This is a genomic window from Pseudomonas sp. Pseusp15 (genome assembly GCF_059492165.1).
This window is the reverse complement of record NZ_CP168523.1, coordinates 1942602-1955231: the sequence shown is the minus strand read 5'-3', so window position 1 is coordinate 1955231 and position 12630 is coordinate 1942602. Positions and strand designations below refer to the sequence as shown.

General features: G+C 58.3%; 9 protein-coding genes and 1 pseudogene. 6 read left to right on the top strand and 4 right to left on the bottom strand.

Annotation, left to right across the window (positions count from 1 at the left end; all coding sequences use genetic code 11):
• Positions 1-43: 43 nt before the first annotated feature.
• Positions 44-274: pseudogene (locus tag ACEN8R_RS08825) on the top strand (xanthine permease XanP); the annotation flags it as partial.
• Positions 275-328: 54 nt separating this feature from the next.
• Complete coding sequence (locus ACEN8R_RS08820) at positions 329-802, top strand: LEA/WHy family protein (RefSeq protein WP_018926097.1); 474 nt, start codon at positions 329-331, stop codon at positions 800-802.
• 235 nt (positions 803-1037) lie between these two features.
• On the opposite strand, the gene ACEN8R_RS08815 is transcribed toward ACEN8R_RS08820, so the two are convergent.
• Together ACEN8R_RS08815 and ACEN8R_RS08810 are read right to left on the bottom strand one after the other, a co-directional pair.
• Complete coding sequence (locus ACEN8R_RS08815) at positions 1038-2600, bottom strand: alkaline phosphatase D family protein (protein WP_018926098.1); 1563 nt, start codon at positions 2598-2600, stop codon at positions 1038-1040.
• 68 nt (positions 2601-2668) lie between these two features.
• Positions 2669-3592, bottom strand: a complete 924-nt coding sequence (locus tag ACEN8R_RS08810) for a carbon-nitrogen hydrolase family protein (RefSeq protein WP_018926099.1) — start codon at positions 3590-3592, stop codon at positions 2669-2671.
• An 85-nt stretch (positions 3593-3677) separates the two neighbouring features.
• Between ACEN8R_RS08810 and ACEN8R_RS08805 the strand changes: the two genes are divergently transcribed.
• A complete protein-coding gene (locus ACEN8R_RS08805; protein ID WP_018926100.1) occupies positions 3678-4598 on the top strand; it encodes a LysR family transcriptional regulator in 921 nt (306 codons plus the stop codon).
• Here ACEN8R_RS08805 and ACEN8R_RS08800 read toward each other — a convergent pair.
• Entirely contained in the window at positions 4591-4842 is a 252-nt protein-coding gene (locus ACEN8R_RS08800) for a hypothetical protein (RefSeq protein WP_007983592.1), read from the bottom strand. The two genes, ACEN8R_RS08805 and ACEN8R_RS08800, sit on opposite strands and share 8 nt — an antisense overlap.
• A gap of 166 nt (positions 4843-5008) precedes the next feature.
• Between ACEN8R_RS08800 and ACEN8R_RS08795 the strand changes: the two genes are divergently transcribed.
• Positions 5009-5326: an ElaB/YgaM/YqjD family protein gene (locus tag ACEN8R_RS08795; RefSeq protein ID WP_018926101.1), complete on the top strand. Its 318-nt coding sequence runs from the start codon at positions 5009-5011 to the stop codon at positions 5324-5326.
• Between the two features lie 23 nt (positions 5327-5349).
• Here ACEN8R_RS08795 and ACEN8R_RS08790 read toward each other — a convergent pair whose 3' ends face one another.
• A complete protein-coding gene (locus ACEN8R_RS08790) occupies positions 5350-6390 on the bottom strand; it encodes an Ldh family oxidoreductase (RefSeq protein WP_018926102.1) in 1041 nt (346 codons plus the stop codon).
• Between the two features lie 229 nt (positions 6391-6619).
• On the opposite strand from ACEN8R_RS08790, the gene ACEN8R_RS08785 reads away from it, so the two are divergent.
• Together ACEN8R_RS08785 and ACEN8R_RS08780 are read left to right on the top strand one after the other, a co-directional pair.
• Positions 6620-11482 (top strand): dermonecrotic toxin domain-containing protein, encoded by a 4863-nt coding sequence (locus tag ACEN8R_RS08785; protein ID WP_018926103.1) that lies wholly within the window; start codon positions 6620-6622, stop codon positions 11480-11482.
• Positions 11483-11613: 131 nt separating this feature from the next.
• Positions 11614-12615: a FecR family protein gene (locus ACEN8R_RS08780; RefSeq protein WP_018926104.1), complete on the top strand. Its 1002-nt coding sequence runs from the start codon at positions 11614-11616 to the stop codon at positions 12613-12615.
• Positions 12616-12630: the final 15 nt, after the last annotated feature.

Genomic DNA, 12630 nt, shown 5'->3' with positions numbered 1-12630 from the left:
GCTCTGCCGTTGAATGATCACCCCTGTGGCGAGGGGGCTTGTAGTCTTGCGCGAGCTGCCGAAGGCGCTGCACAACATCTTCGAATCGCCGATCACTGTCGGTGCGTTGTGCGCTATCGTGCTGAATATCTTCCTGCCCGAAGAGTTCATCGAGCTGGAAGAAGACGAGTTCGACCCGGAAGCCTCGGTGCTTCAGGTGATGCAGAACCCGGATGTTGCGGCCAAGGGTGAACCCGCGTCACCTGTGGCTGTCGCACAGTTGAACCGTCCGTAATGCTCGAAGGCCGAGCTTTGAGCGGTTCGCCTTTTTCTTTACGAGAATATGTTCATGCGCAGATTGCTGGCCCTGTCCCTATCCCTTCTATTGCTCTCCCTGAGCGCCTGCGCCCTGTTCCCCAGTCGCGACCCGCTGCACATCAACGTGGTCGGTATCGAGCCGCTGCAAAGCCAGGAGCTGGAAGTACGCTTCGCGGTAAAACTGCGCGTGCAAAACCCCAATGAAACCGCGATCGCCTATAACGGCGTGGCGCTGGACCTGGAGGTTAATGGCCAGCCGCTAGCTTCCGGCGTCAGCAATCAGTCGGGCTCAATCCCACGATTCTCCGAAGCAGTGATCGTGGTGCCGGTGAGCGTTTCGGCCTTCTCGGTGCTGCGTCAGACCCTCGGACTGAGTCAGACGCAGACACTGGACAATCTGCCTTACGTACTGCACGGCAAACTGGCCGGAGGGGCGTTCGGCACCATGCGTTTTGTCGATAGCGGCAAGCTCAGCCTGCCGGGCTCGATCTCTGGCACCTGGTAACGCGCTAGTAACGTAATTCTGTTCACTTACGCCGTAATGCGATCTGTAGCAGCTGTCGAGCCTGCGAGGCTGCGTTCGGCTGCGAAGCAGTCGTGAGTCCGGCCGCCGTGGTGTATCTGATGCACCGCATTGTCTTATTTACCGACTGCTTCGCAGCCGAACGCAGCCTCGCGAGCTCGGCAGCTGCTACAAGGAATGCGTCGCGGCTGAAATCGCTTAAGTGAACCGCAGCACGCTATGTAACGGGGTCGATCACCTGCGTCACACTATGCTTCAGACCTTCTACGTGCCAGTTGGCCCACAGTCGGGTCTTGCCGTTGCCGCCTTCATCCGGCTCTATCGCCAGCCAGTTTCGTGCGGCGATCAGGTAACGCCCCCTTGCGCCAACAGGCAACATGGTTCCGGTGATGCCGTAGTCGATCTGTTCCTGGTTCGCACCGATGGACTCCAGAAAGTGCACCGCCAACACTGGCGGCGCGGGATGCACGACGCCGGTGGAAATCAATTGGTAGATTTTCCCCGCGCCATCGCTGCCATGCCGGGGCAACTTCGATTCGATCACACAGGCCCCGGCCACATGAACGTCGCCAGACACCAGCGTGACCTTGCATGATTGGGCTTTGGCGAAATCCAGCAGCCGCATGATCAACCGCTTGCGTTCACTGCGGTGCGGCAGGCTTCGCCAGTGGTCGCGTAAATCGTCCTCGAGTTCCTGTTGCCCCACCATCACGTCCAGCGCCTTTTCGGCCGCCTGTAAATCAAGGTAACCCACCGGAATACTCGACATCAGCAACAGGTGCTTGTGCGCAGGGACCTTGTCCAGCCAGGCATAAATCGCATCCCAACTGACCGGGGAAATAACCCGGGTTTGTTGGGCCTGCGGGGTGGTCAAGTCCGGCGCGCGTTCGCTGCGTAGATCGGGAACCAGCAAGGCCAACTCGCCCAGGCCGGTGAACCCCAGGTGAAAGCCATCAGCAGTGCCGGGAATCGCGCAGGGATGGGTATCAGCGGACGGCTTGAGGTGAGGATGCGTCTGGATCAGTTGCTGCTGGAAAATCCTGAAATAGCGTTTGGCTGTGGCAAACAGCCCCTGGAACACCGGGCTTGAATGCAATATCTCATCGTAGGAACCCCAGCCATCGATGATGTCATGGTCATCCCACATCATCACCGTCGGAATGGCGCCGAACACCTTGGCCATCTCGGGCTGTTTCCAGCATTCCAGGTAGAGCCTGGTGAAAAACTTGTCCAGATCGGCTTCGATCACCTTGGTGTAAGCAGCCTTTTGCCGGTCGGCGAAGGGTTTGGCGAACCATGCTTTCATCGACGGCACACTGCTGCGCATGTCGTCGCTGTAAACCTGATCGCCGCCCATCAACAGCAGATGATAGGGCTCGCCCTGGTGAGCACCCCACATGTGCTCCCAACGCTCGTTGTTGCGGTCTACCTTCTCCATCTCCTTGGGGTCGGAGAAACCGTTGCACGACACATACGCAATGCGCGGCGACTGGCCCTTGGCCGGAACGACGAAGTTGGCCTGCGCACCGTCTACGGAAACCGTGTAACTGGTGGCAACGGCCTGATCCTGCGCCGCTTTGAAATCGATGCGCCAGACGCGGGAATTAGGGTTGAGCAGCGGGATATCGGCGATGGCCAAGGGTGTGTCGGCAGTCACATCCTTGGGCACTTTTACCGTGGGAGGTGGCTCGCCCAAGGGTGAAACCACCAGGGCAGACACGTTGTAGACATTATTATTGATGCCACGAAACTGCAGAATCGGGCCTAGTAACAAACTCATGGCGAGTCCATCCGTTGACGGGGGTGTGAACGCCTGGAGACTAGACGACAATCACACCCCCCGACGGTTTATGTGTTGAACCGCACACCCGGTTTGGCTCGCTCATCCACCGTCAACTCAAACACGTCCGGGCGCGCATAGTGCCCGACCACGTCGTAGTCGTACCGGGCGCGGATCAGGTCATCGGTGTCGATTTCGGCGGCCAGCAATCCCGCCTCGCCACGCAGCGGCCCGGCGAGAATGTCGCCCATCGGCCCGACAATCACGCTGCCGCCGGCAATCAACGGGCGCTCCGCCGGCCAGTTGGCGATGTCCACGCCCAAGGCTTGTGGCGAGTCCTGAACCTGACAGGCACTGACCACAAAGCAGCGTCCTTCATGGGCGATGTGACGCATGCTGACCTGCCACATCTCGCGCTCGTCCACAGTCGGCGCGCACCAGACCTCCACGCCCTTGGCATACATCGCGGTGCGCAGCAACGGCATCATGTTTTCCCAGCACACCACCGCGCCAATCCGCCCGACCTGGCTGTCGATCACCGGCAAGGTCGAGCCATCGCCCTTGCCCCAGATCAGTCGCTCGGTGCCGGTGGGCATCAATTTGCGGTGCTTGGCAACCAGCCCTGCCTGCGGGTCGAAATACAGCGCGGTGCAGTACAAGGTGCTGCCGGCGCGTTCGATCACACCGATCACCAGGTTGGCCCCGGTGCGGGCCGACAACCCGGCCAAGGCGTCGGTCTCGGTACCAGGCACGTCGATGGCATTGGCGAAATACCGAGCAAACGCTTCACGACCTTCCGGCAGTCGATAACCGAGTTGCGTGCCGAAGCTCTCGCCTTTGGGGTAGCCACCGAGCAACGCCTCAGGCATGACCACCAACGCCGCGCCGGATTCGATAATGGCGGTTTCCCAAGAGAGGATTTGATCGAGGGTGTCGGCCTTGCCGCCGGGCAAGGCGCCGATTTGCAGGGCAGCAACGATTGACTTGGGCATTACGGTGGCTCCGTCAGGAATGAAGTGTTGCTCATTCTCTGGCGCCACAGGATCATGAATAAAGCCCGAATCACTGCTGAATGATATGAACCAAATGAATATCGCCACCGTCGATCTCAACTTGCTCAAAGTCTTCGAAGCGCTGCATGAGGAGTCCAGTGCCAGCCGCGCCGCGCTGCGTCTTGGCGTGACGCAATCGGCGGTCAGCGCGGCGTTGCGCCGGTTGCGCGAGGTGTATGGTGATCAGTTGTTCGTGCGCACTGGCCGAGGCCTTGCGCCGACGCTCAAGGCCAACCAGCTCAAACCGGTAATCAGCGATGCGCTGAACAAATGCCGCCAGAGCCTGGCGATGGTTGACCCGGCGGCCCATCAATACGACGGACGCTCGGTAACCGTGGGTTTATCGGATGATTTCGAAATCGCCTACGGGCGACGATTGATCGAGGAAATCGCTCACCGAGCGCCGAAACTGCGGCTGATCTTTCGCCAGACCCATAGCCAGATCGTCGCCCGGGCCTTGATGGAACGCAGCATCGATCTGGCGATCACCGCAGGCGGGTTTGCCGAGCGTTTGCTCAGCCGCCAAGTGCTGGGTGAAGGGGGTTATCTGTGCCTGGTGGATCCCCTCAGCCTGGCCGAAGGACAACAGAGTCTCAGCCTTGATGAGTTCGTCGCCCGCGAGCACATTCTGGTGTCCTCGGGCGGTTTTATCGGGATTACCGATGAAGGTCTGGCGGCGCTGGGATTGAGTCGGCGGGTATGCGCGTCGACCACCCACTTTGCCGCGTTGCCGTATCTGCTCAAGGGCAGTCAGGCGGTGGCGACCATTCCGGCCCATGCGGCGCAAAGTATTGCAGCACTGTGCGGATTGGCGCTGCTGCCCTGCCCTCTGGCACTGCCGCGCTACCCGATCGAGCTGGGCTGGCGCACCAATGCTCAGCTCGATCCGGTGGTATTGAAAGTGCGTGAAGCGATTGCCGCGATTTTTTCCGGGGCGTTTATTTAGCGGCCATCAAGCGATTGACTTCACTGCGCACCATGTTCGCGAATTCCGGCGGCGACATGCCGTCGAGTTCGGCGCGTACCCATTCCGCCCATTTGCCTTTGCGCTTGGCGCGCTCACCGAACAACCGCGCGGCTTCGCCCTTGGCTTTGCCCAGGTTGTTTTGCCAGAGTTCGAACAGACGGGATTTTTCATCTTCAAGCGCCGCGCGCTCGGCGAGGGGTTTGTCGGCCAGATTGAAGCTCATGGGGAATTACCTGCTGCGTAAAATAGGCGACATCTTACACTGTAGGAAGAAATGTCCTGCGCTGGATTTTTCGTCAGGGGTGAGTCACCGCGCAAAATGGCTGCAACTTTTGCCACGGCGGCAGACTCCATTGCTCACTGTCCATTCACTGTAAGGAGTACACCAAATGGCTCGCAAAACCGTCGATCAAGTCGCCGATGATCAAATCAAGGATCAGGTCTTCAGCGAACTTCAGGCCCTGATCGAAGAGTCGGAAAAACTGCTGAAAAGCAGTGCCTCACTGGTCGGAGAAGAAGCGGACACCCTTCGCGGGCAAATCGCCCAGAAACTCCAGCAGGCCCGAAGCTCGTTATCCAGTGTTCGTGACCGGACCCAACCCGCGGTCGACGCCACCGAAACCTACATTGGCGGCCATCCATGGCAAACCGTGGCCATCTCTGCGGGTTTCGGCCTGGTGGTTGGTCTGTTGTTGGGTCGGCGTTGAACCATTGACCTGTGGGAACGGGCTCAAGACCCGGCCAGCTCCCGCAGATTCGCCAGCGTCTGTGGATCGAGCGCAATGCCTTCAACATTGGCTTTGGCGCGTTGCAGGTGACGCCGATCCCCCGGTAAACGCTTGAGCCCCACACCATGCATCTGCCGGACCAGTTCCTGACTGCGTTCGGCAAAATTCTGCCCCGCCGATTTGCTCGGATCGATCACGATCAGCAGTTGCCCGGTCCAGGGGGTTTTGGCCCCCGGATGGTTCGACCAGTCGAACTCGAAAGAAAAGTTGCCCCCCGTCAACGCCGCCGCCAACAACTCCACCATCATCGACAGCGCCGAGCCCTTGTGCCCACCAAACGGCAGCAGCGCGCCACCTTCGAGAATGGCTTTCGGATCCTGAGTCGGCTGGCCGAGGCTGTCCACACCCATGCCCGCTGGCAAGCGTTCGCCTTTACGCGCGGCGATCTGCACATCGCCATGGGCGATGGCGCTGGTCGCCAAGTCGAAGACTATCGGCGCACCGCCGGCCCTGGGCGCGGCGAAGGCAATCGGGTTGGTCCCGAACAGCGGACGATCGGCACCGTGCGGCACCACGCAGGTCATGCTGTTGACCACGCTCAGCGCTACCAATCCTTCATCGGCAAACGGCTCGACGTCCGGCCACAAGGCGGCGAAGTGATGGGAATTGCGGATCGCCAACACCGCAATGCCGGCACTGCGGGCTTTTTCCACCAGCAAGGGCCGCGCCGCCGCGAGGGCCGGTTGGGCAAATCCATTGCCGGCGTCAACCCGGACAAAACCCGAGGCCACGTCCTCGACCACCGGCACGGCCTGGCCATTGACCCAGCCACTCTGCAACGTCGACACATAACCGGGAATACGGAAAACGCCGTGACTGTGAGCCCCGTCACGTTCGGCGCTGGCGCAGTTGAGGGCCAGGGTTCTGGCGACATCGGCCGAGGTGCCATGGCGCAGGAAAATCTGTTCGAGCAATTGAACGAGCGCGTCGAAGTCGAGGTTCTGTGTGTTCGAGTTGACGGCCATTTCAGGCGATGCGGTCATCTGAAGCTCCGGTTTTATTATTGGGTATGGGCAACAGGTCAAGCGAGGTTGCAGGACAACCGAAAAAAGTCGTCGATTAAGCGCTGTTTTACCGGCGTCCTGTCAAGCCTGCGACAAAGGATAAGCTCAAGCAATATGTACCGCACCCGGGCTTTCCATTGGCCCTACTGTTTTCCCTCGAGCCAACGACCTGCGATCGCCATCGATCGCAGCCCATCGAGGAAAAATCATGACTGCTCCAGCACTGCCGTATTTTTTCGACGAGGCAGAACGTGCATCCAATGCCAAACACCCCGGTGATCGCGAGAAAGTGCTGCATCTCACTCTCGACGATTTGAAATGGTTGAGGGGTGGTGTCTATCTCGCCACCCACGAGATTCGCGCAGCCCAAAAGACTCCGATGCAGATAGATCGGCTGATGTTGAAGATGCCCGATGGGACTGATATTCCATTGGCCGGTGCGTTTTGCATGAGCCACCCCAAAGTCGAGGACGACGTCAAAAACGAACACAAGGCCAACGGCGAAGTCATCCTCTACACACCGTGGAAAGGTCTCGTCAAATACGCGGACATGACCGACCTCACCAAGAAACTCGAGGAACTGCTGAGCCAGGACGACGGCAAGCAGGCGCTGTTGCGTTATCTCTCTATCGAACAGCGGGCGACTGCATTGGCTGCCACGGGTTTGACAGTGACGCCGCAAAAAATCGAGGGGGCGGGGTTTCAGGACCAGGAGCAGATCCTCGACCGCAACCAGACGCAGAACATCCAGACGATGCTGGCAGAACTGGTGAAAATTCCGTCGCTGCAATCGATGCTGGACGAGCTGCTCAACATCGCCCTGGCCAAGCGTTTTCCCAAACTGGACCAGCGCCGTACGCAACTGGATAGTTTTATCGACAGCGCTTCTCCCACCTCCAATGGCACCAACCCGGAAAACCGGCGCAAGCTTTCTTCGCTGTCTTTGAGCGATGCCCTGCTGCACTTCTACCTGACCAATCAATGGCCGGATGGCGACATCAGGACCTTCTCCAACCCCGGCCACGGTGTGAGCAGCGACGCTGATAACCAGGCCTGGGAACTCGAGGTAAAAGAGATCGCGCAAAGCTTCACGCCCCATCTGCAGAGTCTGCTCGAAACCTTCTGGAATTCTCCCATGAGCAGCGGGCAGTCCCGTTCCGACTTTTTCGCCGAGGGTATGCGGGATGCCTACCATGTGGATCTTCTGCGAAAACGTCAGCAAGGTATTTTGAACACCACTGAATATCTGGAGTTGATGAGCGTCAGCGGCGCCGCGCCTGCGCCAACCCTTCCGTTACGGGTCGAGACCGTACGTGTCAGCGCCCTCTACAAACATTACGTAGAGCTCGCATCCACCTTTATGTGCGGTAACTCGGACACCTTGGGCTACCTGTACACCCACTCTTCAGGCATCCAGGCCAGTACCGATCTTGCAGCGATAAAAGACACGATACTGACCATGCTCAAAAGTGAAGGTCACGAGGACAATCTGCTTAATTTCATGTCCCTCGAGGAACGCGGCACCTTCCTGTCGCTTGAGCCACAGGAGCGCCTGATCATTGCTGAACCGATTAGCGGCCAGGTGTTTGAGCGACTCATGGAAGATGTCCGGGCCAAGCAATGGCAGAACCTGACCTACGCCCTGAGCCGGTACCGGGAAAGCGAGGGCACGCTCAATGTGCATGCGTTGCTCGACAATGCGCTGGATGTACGGGGCCTGATCGACAATCGCCTGTTGACCGGCGATGCAAACGGCCGCTGGAGCACCCGGGCCGATCAGCGATGGAGTGCCCGACCGGCCACCGTGCGGGCAGAATCGGCAAAAGAACAACTGGAAAGTCTCTCCACCGTCAAGCAGGCACTTGAGCAACAGCTGGATAAACACCCGTCCATTTCGGTTAAAACGTTAGCGGCGGCACAAACCCTCACCCGTTCGTCCCTTGAGCAACTGCAACCCAAGTTTGTGCATACCCTGACCACCGCATTGCGTAGCGAGCACAAGCTGCTGGGTGTCATCCGCGCGCTTGGGACGACGGAACTGGCGATGATCAAGACGGTGCTTGAGACGCCGGTCCGGCTGCAACGCGCAGCGCTGAACGGGTTTCTGCCGGATGTCTTTTCCCTTGCGCTGAAGGCCGGCGACTCCAGTGACTTGCTCGATCTCGCCAGTTGTTTTGTACTCACCGAACGCGGCGGCCTGGACCCGACCCACTCCGGCAAGGCGATTTTATGGACCCCCGCCTCGGGATTCGAAGCCTTTTCCGCCCTCACACCGCTGCTGACAGCGTTCAATAAACGTTTGCAGAGCGAGGACGATCGCCCAGCGATTCTGGAGAATATCGAAAGAAGCCAGCGAACATCAGGGCGCACCTTTACCCTCGCGCCATTACAGCTGATTCATGAGAATTTTCTGGATCACGTACAAAAACCATTTGTTCGGCTGGATCAACTGTCCGTCGAACGCGCATTGGCCTCCCCCCTGACCGAACCGGTCCTGAAGAATCTACTGAGCCTGGTGGCATTGCATAAACCGATGACGGGGCTGCGTCGGGCAACAGATCTCGCGCGCTCTCTGACGACACAACAAAAGCTTCCGGCATGGTTGGCCAAAGCGTCCATACAGGATCAGAGACTGCATGCAGAACTGCTTCAGCAATACCGGAGCAATGCCCAGGACGATAAGGATTACCTGAGCGGCGTGCGCTCTCTTGAACGCACGGCACAGTTCGAGTTGAAAGAGTTACTCAAGGCCGATGAATTGACCATTGATCCGGACAACGTCCAGGTGCAGGTTGCCTCGCGCCTGATGTCCACGGCAAAGACGTTAACGCTGTCGGCTTTTGCATTGACTCACTTTGATGAACTGGACAGTGCCGACTTCAAGTTGAAGTCACTCACCTCAGCCGCCATCCCTGCCAAAATGGACAAGCCTTACATCAAGAGCCTGATACGAAAGCTGAATGTCGGTCAGTTCCACAAAAAATTTGTGGAGGCGGCGCTTGCCGAAACCAGCACCACTGCGAAATCCTGCAGGCAGCTGTTCGCCGCACAATTGCCCTGGCAACTGCTGCACTACGCGCATTCGCTAAAACTGCAGGAACGCCTGAGCGAAACCGGGTTCGACCTCGTTCGGCAGGTCATGGACATGCCCGATGCAATCGCCCGCGAGGCCGTCAGCGGTACGAATGCGATAATCCGTCCACTTGAGCTTCTCTTCGGTAAAGACCAGTCGATCAAAGTCCCGGGAATGTATTTGATCGGCCCCAAACAGAACACCCCGGGACCCGAGGTGCTTATCGCGCCCTATAGCCCTGAGCATGGCGTGAAGGAATATGAAAACGAAAAGCTGTTGCTGACCGAGCTCAAGTCACAAGGGCCATTACAAAGTTGGGTGCGCAACAGGCTGTCGGACACCGGCCGCACGCATTACGACACCCATGTGACGGGTACGAAAGCGTCCGGCAAGATCAGTCTGGCCTCCAACCCCATCAAGGGCCATCTGTTCAGGCACCTGTTCAACGAAAATATCAAACTCCTCGCGCGACTGTTGGGCACCCAGTCCAACAAAGACGCTCAGGGCGAGTGGGAAACCGTAAAACGTGTACTGGGTGACGATCTGGAACAGGCCTATACGTTCCTGATGGGCAAACTGGCCTACCCGATTGTCGTGTGGCGCAGCTATCGTGAGGTCAAGCAGTCTGCGGAGGAGCTTCAACAACACAAATGGGGCCCGGCGATCACATCCTTTATCAGCGGCATCACGCAACTGGCGATGTTGCGCCAGTCAATGGAAGGCCCGGCAGAGCCCTCTGCAGCGGCCAGCGAGGCTTCCCCCTCCCCAGCCAGTGCCAGCCTTAAATGGCAGGACATCGCCACTACCGATCCCGCACGCACCGGTTTGCAAAACCACGAGCACGTTGATGTCAACCTTGGCTCAATGACCCGGGACACCGCCCTTGGGCTCTACACGCACCCGACCACACAGAAAAAATACGGTGCGGTTGAAGGAAAGGTCTATCAACTCGAAAAACGTGGCCTGCGCTGGCGCATCAGCGGTCCGGACGGAAGCGGCCCCCATGTTGCTCGAAACGCTTCAAAGCAGTGGGTGCGGGAACCGGATGAGCTGGTTCGTCAGTACAGCCTGATCAAGAGGTTGAAAACGTGGAACGCTGTCCGTGGCGGGATGAACGTCGAAGCCAACGGAATGGCCGAAATACGCCGGCTCTTCCCTGTGCGGGCGCGGCTGATCGACGAAGGCCTTGACTTCGCAACCACCTATGCGTGGAACGGTTTTCGTAACTTGCAACTGTTGAAAAATTCAGGCGACACAGAGACACCGGTTCATCAGCTCGTCAGGAGGTTTCTTGATGTGTCGGAGATATCGCCCGAGCATGTGACGATGATCCAGAAGGTCGTAGAGGACATCCTCGGTGCCTTATTGGATCCGACCCTCAGGAACGAGCAGTCGGAACGCTTCGTCACCGGGAGAGCTCATCCCGGTGACCGGGACCATATGTTTGCCTTCACGATCCCTACCGATCAACAGAAAAAAATCTACCTGGCAGAGAAGTATTTTATGCCTTACATGGATCACTACCGTAATTACATGACCGATGCCGCGTTCCCGATCCGTGCCCACGCCCGCGCAACGACGTTGATCCACGAGCTGTCGCATGTGATTTGTGACACGGAGGATATTGCTTATATGGATGCAAGCAGACCGTTTGTCGACCTGATTGATACCACTACGCCCCGTGGCAACCATTTGAGCAAGGCGCTGACACAGCTTCAGAAGGAAGCACTTTCAATCCATACCCCCTTATCCGAACTGTTCGCCGTTTTGAATGACGATACAAATGTATGGGAAGATTTTGGTCAAACCTTCTACGAGGAAACCAACCGTACACGTGACCGGATTTTGAGTTTGACCGGAAAAAAAAACCTGGCCGAAGCCCGCACGCATTTCAAAAAGGATGCGACGACAAGACTGGCTGTCCAGCTGGCCAATGCTGACTCTGTCGCTTGGCTTATCTCTCATTTGGGACGTCAACTTCACGTCGACACCCCCTGAAACGCGGTCACCAGGCACTGGCGCAATGTCAGTGCCCTGAAAATAACTTCGACTTTGATGGGGAAATGCCATGACGATTGTTCTCGCAGGCTTCCCCTCAAGGTTAGAATGCAGGAAATCAGGATGAGTCAATGACCGACCACTCTCTCTCGCAAGCCCAATACGACGCCATCACCGATGCCGCTGCGCACTGGTGCATGCGTCTGCACGCCAGCGACTGCACGGCAGAGGAACGCCTGGCGTTCGAGCAATGGCGTGATGCCCATCCGCTGCACGCCTTCGAGTACGAAGCCATGCTGGATATCTGGGATGTTGCGGGGGATTTGCCTCGTCCCGAATCCGCTGCGCCGGTTGTTCGGGTCAAACCGACAACACCCTGGCGCACTTTCGGCATCGCAGCCGCGATCTGCGCCCTGGCGCTGCCACTGGCCGCGTATACCGGATGGAACCTGGGGTGGCTGCCCAATGCCTACCAGCATTTCGAGGCGACCGATAGTGTTCGTCAGGTCACGCTGGGTGACGGCAGCCAGGTGGAGCTGAACCTGGGCAGTGAACTGACGTTCAGCAACTACAAGGATCAACGTCGTGTCACGCTGAAAAAAGGCGAAGCCTTCTTCAGCGTCAGCCACGACCTGCAGCACCCGTTCATTGTCAGGGCGGGCGACGGCAGGATTCGCGTCACCGGCACCCAATTCAATGTCTGGATGTATGAAGACCAGGTACGCGTGAACCTGATCGAGGGTTCCGTGCTGGTGACCAGCAACGATGCCCTGCCCGGCGACGGTCTACGCCTGGAACCTGCGATGCAGGCACGTTACAGGCACGGCGACTTCACGCCACAAATCAGCCAGACCTATGCCAACGACCAGTCGCTGGCCTGGCGCAGCGGCAAACTGGTGCTTGATAATCTGGCGCTGACCGATGCCCTGCCCTTGATCAATCGTTATCTGAACAAACCGGTGATGCTCGCGGACCACAGCGCTGGTTCGATTCGCCTCGGCGGTATCTACAACATCAAAGAGCTCAATAACCTGGTGGCTTCGCTGCCCAAGGTGCTGCCGGTCTACCTGACCCGCAACCAGGACGGCAATCCGGTCCTCAACTCAATGCCTCAACAAGCCCCAAAAAGCTGAAGGCCGCGACCCTTG

What these genes read in the sequence shown, in the direction of transcription:
- ACEN8R_RS08805 (WP_018926100.1), top strand. Translation starts at nt 3,678, where the DNA reads ATGAACCAAATGAATATCGCCACCGTCGATCTCAACTTGCTCAAAGTC.
- ACEN8R_RS08810 (WP_018926099.1), bottom strand. Translation starts at nt 3,592, where the DNA reads ATGCCCAAGTCAATCGTTGCTGCCCTGCAAATCGGCGCCTTGCCCGGC.
- ACEN8R_RS08800 (WP_007983592.1), bottom strand. Translation starts at nt 4,842, where the DNA reads ATGAGCTTCAATCTGGCCGACAAACCCCTCGCCGAGCGCGCGGCGCTT.
- ACEN8R_RS08795 (WP_018926101.1), top strand. Translation starts at nt 5,009, where the DNA reads ATGGCTCGCAAAACCGTCGATCAAGTCGCCGATGATCAAATCAAGGAT.
- ACEN8R_RS08790 (WP_018926102.1), bottom strand. Translation starts at nt 6,390, where the DNA reads ATGACCGCATCGCCTGAAATGGCCGTCAACTCGAACACACAGAACCTC.
- ACEN8R_RS08785 (WP_018926103.1), top strand. Translation starts at nt 6,620, where the DNA reads ATGACTGCTCCAGCACTGCCGTATTTTTTCGACGAGGCAGAACGTGCA.
- ACEN8R_RS08780 (WP_018926104.1), top strand. Translation starts at nt 11,614, where the DNA reads ATGACCGACCACTCTCTCTCGCAAGCCCAATACGACGCCATCACCGAT.
- ACEN8R_RS08820 (WP_018926097.1), top strand. Translation starts at nt 329, where the DNA reads ATGCGCAGATTGCTGGCCCTGTCCCTATCCCTTCTATTGCTCTCCCTG.
- ACEN8R_RS08815 (WP_018926098.1), bottom strand. Translation starts at nt 2,600, where the DNA reads ATGAGTTTGTTACTAGGCCCGATTCTGCAGTTTCGTGGCATCAATAAT.